The organism is Pseudomonas sp. 6D_7.1_Bac1 (assembly GCF_025465945.1).
Taxonomy (GTDB): Bacteria; Pseudomonadota; Gammaproteobacteria; order Pseudomonadales; family Pseudomonadaceae; genus Aquipseudomonas.
This window is the reverse complement of sequence record NZ_JANLNW010000016.1, coordinates 100,662-107,225: the sequence shown is the minus strand read 5'-3', so window position 1 is coordinate 107,225 and position 6,564 is coordinate 100,662. Positions and strand designations below refer to the sequence as shown.

At 62.2% G+C, this 6,564-nt stretch carries 5 protein-coding genes; 4 read left to right on the top strand and 1 reads right to left on the bottom strand.

Annotated features, from left to right (window positions below; all coding sequences use genetic code 11):
• Nucleotides 1–95: 95 nt before the first annotated feature.
• Nucleotides 96–1,115 (bottom strand): quinone-dependent dihydroorotate dehydrogenase, encoded by a 1,020-nt coding sequence (locus NTD87_RS04765; RefSeq protein WP_262112233.1) that lies wholly within the window; start codon nt 1,113–1,115, stop codon nt 96–98.
• 249 nt (nt 1,116–1,364) lie between these two features.
• On the opposite strand from NTD87_RS04765, the gene NTD87_RS04760 reads away from it, so the two are divergent.
• From NTD87_RS04760 to NTD87_RS04745, 4 genes are all read left to right on the top strand, one after another.
• Nucleotides 1,365–2,576 (top strand): CmpA/NrtA family ABC transporter substrate-binding protein, encoded by a 1,212-nt coding sequence (locus tag NTD87_RS04760; protein ID WP_262112231.1) that lies wholly within the window; start codon nt 1,365–1,367, stop codon nt 2,574–2,576.
• A 15-nt stretch (nt 2,577–2,591) separates the two neighbouring features.
• A complete protein-coding gene (locus NTD87_RS04755; protein WP_262112230.1) occupies nt 2,592–3,167 on the top strand; it encodes an ANTAR domain-containing response regulator in 576 nt (191 codons plus the stop codon).
• 340 nt (nt 3,168–3,507) lie between these two features.
• A complete protein-coding gene (locus NTD87_RS04750) occupies nt 3,508–4,719 on the top strand; it encodes a nitrate/nitrite transporter (protein WP_262112228.1) in 1,212 nt (403 codons plus the stop codon).
• 7 nt (nt 4,720–4,726) lie between these two features.
• A complete protein-coding gene (locus NTD87_RS04745; RefSeq protein WP_262112226.1) occupies nt 4,727–6,400 on the top strand; it encodes a bifunctional protein-serine/threonine kinase/phosphatase in 1,674 nt (557 codons plus the stop codon).
• The last annotated feature ends 164 nt before the right edge of the window (nt 6,401–6,564 follow it).

Here is a 6,564-nt window from a genome sequence, read left to right as displayed (position 1 = left end):
GCGGCCGGTGCTTTTGCGACTCCTACGCCCGGGGGGGGGGGGGGGGGGGGGCCCCCCCCCCCTCCCCACAAAAGCCCCTCACCACATAGTTGGGGTTATCTCAGCGCGGCGATGGCATCCACCGATTCGCGAATCAGCGCCGGGCCTTTGTAGATGAAGCCCGAATACAACTGCACCAGGCTGGCGCCCGCAGCGATTTTCTCAGCGGCGTGCTTGCCTTCGGTAATGCCGCCCACCGCGATGATCGGCAAACGCCCGGCCAGCTCGGCTGCCAGCACCTTCACGGTGTGAGTGCTCTTGTCACGCACCGGGGCACCGGACAAACCGCCGGCCTCGTCACCGTGCTCCATGCCTTCGACGCCTGCGCGGCTCAGGGTGGTGTTGGTCGCGATCACCGCGTCCATCCCGGTGTCGATCAGCGATTGCGCCACTTGAACGGTTTCTTCGTCTGTCATGTCCGGGGCGATCTTGATCGCCAGCGGTACACGCTTGCCGTGGCGCTGAGCCAGGTCTTCCTGGCGCTGACGCAAGGCTTCGAGCAATTGCTTGAGCGAGTCACCAAACTGCAGGCTGCGCAGACCCGGGGTGTTCGGCGAGCTGACGTTGACCGTCACGTAACTGGCGTGGGCGTAGACCTTGTCCAGGCAGATCAGGTAGTCGTCGACCGCACGTTCAACCGGCGTATCGAAGTTCTTGCCGATGTTGATCCCCAGCACGCCCTTGTATTTGGCAGCCGCTACACGCGCCAGCAAATGATCGACGCCGAGGTTGTTGAACCCCATGCGGTTGATGATCGCCTCAGCCTGCGGCAAACGGAAAATCCGTGGTTTTGGATTACCTGGCTGCGGGCGCGGGGTAATGGTGCCGATTTCGACGAAGCCGAAACCCAATTGGGCAAACCCGTCAATGGCCGCACCGTTCTTGTCCAGACCGGCTGCCAGACCCACCGGGTTCGGGAAGTCCAGGCCCATGACATTCACCGGCATCTGCGCTGGCGCCTTGCACAGCAAACCATTGAGCCCCAAACGCCCACCTGCGCCGATCAGGTCCAGGGACAGATCGTGGGAGGTTTCCGGGGAGAGTTTGAACAGCAGTTGGCGGGCCAGGGTATACATGGGCGGGTTTGACTCGGTTGGCGGCGAAATAAGGCGGCGATTATAGCCGGGCATCGGGGTCGCAAGCGAGGCGCACGACGAAATCAGCCATCAGTGGCATATGCCTTGCACTAACACACTCATCTGCACCCATGCCAATGGCGGGATGAGTGCCTGGTTGCGAATCGAAAGGACAACGGCGTCGTCACCTGGCCTGGTTTGCACACGGGCCATGGGTACGGCGCTTTTTTAATGCAAGGTGCTTATTTGATGACTGAACCCGAAGCAGGTCCGCTGGCCTGGGTCAACGGCAGCGATGCCCCGGAAAAAACCACGATCAACCTTGGCTTCATGGCCCTGAGCGACTGCGCGTCAGTGGTGGTTGCCGCGACTCAGGGCTTCGCTCAACCCTACGGGCTGACCCTGAACCTCAAGCGCCAATCGTCGTGGGCTAACCTGCGGGACAAACTGGTCAGCGGCGAACTGGATGCCGCCCACAGCCTCTACGGTTTGATCTATGCAGTGCATCTGGGCATCGGCGGCGTCGCGGCAACCGACATGGCGGTGCTCATGGGCCTGAACCGGAACGGCCAGAGCATCAACCTCTCTCACGGCCTGCAAGGGCTGGGCGTGACCAGCCCTGAAGCGCTGGACCGTCACGTGCACCAAAGTCGCCCAAAACTCACCTTCGCCCAGACCTTCCCCACCGGCACCCACGCCATGTGGTTGTATTACTGGCTGGCGAGCCAGGGCATCCATCCGTTGCAGGATGTCGACAGCGTCGTGGTACCACCGCCACAAATGGTCGCGCACTTGCAGGCCGGGCGTATCGACGGTTTCTGCGTTGGCGAACCGTGGAGCGCCAGCGCGGTGAAGCAGAACCTCGGCTTCACGATGGCGACGACTCAGAGCATCTGGCCCGACCACCCGGAAAAAGTCCTCGGCTGCACCCGCGCCTTCGTCGAGCAGTACCCGAACACCGCTCGGGCGCTGGTCATGGCGATCCTCGAGGCCAGCCGCTTCATCGAACAAAGCACGGAAAATTGCCGCAGCACCGCGCAACTGTTGAGCGCTGCCGAATACCTCGACGCGCCACTGGACTGCATCGAACCGCGCTTGCTGGGCGACTATGCCGATGGCCTCGGCAATCGCTGGCAGGACCCTCACGCACTGCGCTTTCATGGTGACGGCGACGTGAACCTGCCATACCTGTCCGACGGCATGTGGTTCATGACCCAGTTCCGTCGCTGGGGCTTGCTGCGCGAAGACCCGGACTATCTGGCAGTGGCACGCCAGGTCCAGCAACTCGGTGTCTATCGCGACGCAGCCATGGCGCTGGGTGTCGCGGACCGAGGTCAGGACATGCGCAGCAGCCAGTTGATCGACGGTAAAATTTGGGACGGTTCGGAACCGGCAGCGTATGCCCGCAGTTTCAAACTGCACGCCATGGCCGACACCCCAGCCCTTCTCGCCCGCCGCTGACAGGAGCCTGCAAACATGCTGCGTATCCTGCTGATCAACGACACCGCGAAAAAGGTCGGACGGCTCAAGGCGGCACTGAGCGAGGCCGGCTTTGAGGTGATTGATGAGTCCGGCCTGACTATCGACCTGCCCGCACGCGTCGAAACGGTGCGTCCGGACGTGATCCTGATCGATACCGAGTCACCGAGCCGCGATGTGCTGGAACAAGTGGTACTGGTCAGCCGTGACCAGCCACGACCGATTGTGATGTTCACCGACGAGCACGACCCGCAGGTGATGCGTCAGGCGATCAAGTCCGGCGTCAGCGCCTATATCGTCGAAGGCATTCATGCTGCGCGCCTGCAACCGATCCTCGACGTGGCCATGGCGCGTTTTGAAAGCGATCAGGCCCTGCGCGCCCAGCTCCAGGCCCGCGACCAGCAACTGGCCGAGCGCAAGCGCATCGAGCTGGCCAAAGGGTTGCTGATGAAAATGAAGGATTGCAATGAAGAGCAGGCCTACACCCTGATGCGCCGCCAGGCCATGAGCCGCCAACAGAAGCTGATCCAGGTGGCCGAGCAGATCATAGCCATGAGTGAGTTGTTGGGCTGAGGCCTTCTGGCGCCTGTAAGGGCGCCAATCGCGAGCAGGCTCGCTCCCACAGGTGATCTGTGTACGACGCAGTTTCCCCTGTGGGAGCGAGCCTGCTCGCGATTGGCCGCAACTCGGTTTCACCTGTTGGCACAGATCTCGCTATGTAAACCACACAGGTAACCAACGGCGGTTGCCCCACCTACGACAAAGACGTCGCACACCCCTTTCGCGCAAGCGCAACGGGTTGCGGCGTTTTTTCGTTTTGGCCCCACAGCCCGGGGCCGGTGGTGCGGCCGTCGCGGCGCCCCACCGCAAAGCTCATGACTCCCTTCGAGACTCTTCACAGCTGAGGTGCGCGATGAATTCAAGTTTCTGGAAATCCGGCCATACCCCGACATTATTCTCAGCCTTTCTGTATTTCGACCTGAGCTTCATGGTCTGGTACCTGCTCGGCCCGCTGGCGGTGCAAATCGCCGCCGACTTGCACCTGACCACCCAGCAACGCGGACTGGTGGTGGCTACGCCGATTTTGGCCGGGGCGTTCTTGCGCTTCGTGATGGGCTTGCTGGCGGATCGTCTGTCGCCAAAAACCGCTGGGCTGATCGGCCAGGTGATCGTGATCTGCGCGCTGTTCGGCGCCTGGAAACTCGGCATCCACAGCTACGAGCAAGCGCTGCTGCTGGGCGCTTTCCTCGGCATGGCCGGCGCCTCGTTCGCCGTCGCCCTGCCCCTGGCCTCGCAGTGGTATCCGCCACAGCATCAGGGCAAGGCGATGGGCATTGCTGGCGCGGGCAATTCGGGCACCGTATTCGCGGCGCTGATCGCCCCGCTGCTGGCAGCGTCATTTGGCTGGAGCAACGTCTTCGGCTTCGCGCTGATCCCACTGATCCTGACTCTGATCATCTTTGCCTGGCTGGCGAAAAACGCGCCTGAACGGCCAAAAGCCAAATCCATGGGTGACTACTTCAAGGCCCTCGGTGACCGTGACAGCTGGTGGTTCATGTTTTTCTACAGTGTGACCTTCGGCGGCTTCATCGGCCTGGCCAGCGCCCTGCCCGGTTACTTCAACGACCAATACGGCCTGAGCCCGGTCACTGCTGGTTATTACACTGCTGCCTGTGTGTTCGGTGGCAGTTTGATGCGGCCACTCGGTGGTGCTCTGGCGGATCGCTTCGGCGGCATCCGCACCCTGTTGGTGATGTATACCGTTGCGGCGATCTGCATGGCTGCCGTGGGTTTCAACCTGCCCAGTTCCTACGCTGCACTGACGCTGTTTGTCTGCACCATGCTCGGCCTTGGTGCGGGTAACGGCGCGGTGTTCCAGTTGGTGCCTCAGCGCTTTCGGCGCGAAATCGGCGTGATGACCGGATTGATCGGCATGGCGGGCGGCATCGGCGGTTTCGCCCTTGCGGCGGGTATGGGTGCGATCAAACAGAGCACCGGCAGCTATCAGATGGCCTTATGGTTGTTCGCCAGTCTCGGTGTTCTGGCCTGGTTTGGCTTGCACGGGGTCAAACGCCGCTGGAGAACCACCTGGGGTTCGGCCGCTGTGACCGCAGCGCGGGTATGATGCATCAATGAGCCTGCAATTGAGCTTCGCCGAGGCCAGCGCCATCGGCCCACGAGACGAGAATCAGGACGCCCTGCGCCTGGTCACACCGGCCGCCGAACTGGCGGCGAGCAAGGGGTTTCTGTTCGCCATCGCCGACGGCGTCAGTCAATGCGCCGATGGCGGGCTCGCAGCCCGGACAACCTTGCAGGCTTTGGCCCTAGACTACTACGCCACGCCGCAGACCTGGGGAGTGGCGCAAGCGCTGGACCGCCTGCTGCTGGCGCAGAATCGCTGGTTGCAGGCCAATGGCGGTGGGCAGCCATTGCTCACCACCGTCAGCGCGCTGGTGCTGCGGGGTCGACGCTTCACCTTGGCGCATGTCGGCGATTGTCGGGTGTATCGCTGGCACGCCGACCAATTGCAGCGCATCAGCGAGGACCACGTCTGGGAACAACCGGGCATGCAGCACGTGCTCAAGCGCGCATTGGGACTGGATCAGCACCTGGTGCTGGACTTTCTCGACGGTGAGCTGCGGGCGGGCGAGAGCTTCATCCTGCTGAGCGATGGTGTTTGGGCGACCTTGGGCGACACGGCAATCGCAGCCATTCTGCGCGATCAGCCCGACCTCGACAGTGCTGCGCAAACCCTGGTCAACGCCGCGCACCTGGCCGGCAGTCAGGACAACGCCAGCGCGCTGCTGGTGCGGGTCGACACCCTCGGTGAAACGAGCATCGGTGATGCACTGATCCAGTTGCAGCAATGGCCATTGCCGCCGCCGCTCAAACCCGGTCAAGCCTTCGAGGGCTGGCATGTCGAGAGACTGCTCGGGCAGAGTCAGCAGTCGCTGATTTACCGTGTTCGTGATGGGCAGCAACAGCCCTGGCTACTGAAAACGCTCCCTTTGCAGTTGAACAACGACACCACGGCCGCACAGGCGCTGCTCTGCGAAGAGTGGTTTCTCAAGCGCGTTGCCGGTCGAAGCTTTCCGGAAGTTCACCCGGCGACTCAACGTCAGCACCTGTATTACGTGATGCGCGAGTATCCGGGGGTGACCCTGGCCGAACTGTTCGCGCAAAACGGTCCGTTGCCGCTGCCCCAATGGCAACACCTGGCCGAACGTCTGCTGCGGGCCGTGGGGATGCTGCATCGGCGGCAGATCTTCCACCGCGACATCAAACCGGAAAACCTGCTGCTGGCGGAAGACGGTGAGTTACGACTGCTGGATTTCGGTCTGGCGTACTGCACGGGTTTATCCGAAGACCCATCGAACGCGCTGCCGGGCACTCCGAGCTACATTGCCCCGGAAGCATTCAATGGGGACTTGCCGACGCCGCAACAGGATTTGTACTCGGTCGGGGTGACGCTCTATTACCTGGCCACCGGGCATTATCCCTATGGGGAAATCGAAGCCTTTCAACGCCCACGTTTCGGCTCGCCAATCAGCGCCAACCGCTATCGACCGGATCTGCCGGACTGGTTGGGACAAAGCCTGGAACGTGCGGTATGCGCCGACCCGGCGCAACGTTATGAAACGGCGGAGGAATGGTTGCTACTGCTGGAGCAAGGTGAACGGCGCAGTTTGAGTGTGCGCCCCAGACCGTTGCTGGAGCGCGAACCGTTGAAGGTGTGGCGCACGTTGGCGCTGGTGTTGTTGCTGATCAATCTGGTGTTGGTGTTTTTTGTGCTGCGTTCATCGTGAGTCGAACGCGATTCCCTGTGGCGAGGGAGCTTGCTCCCGTTCGAGTGCGCAGCACTCGTAACACCTGAGACCGTGGTCTGTCTGAAACACCACGCGTGAAGGTTTTGGGGTCGCTGCGCAACCCAACGGGAGCAAGCTCCCTCGCCACAGGTTCTCACCGCGCC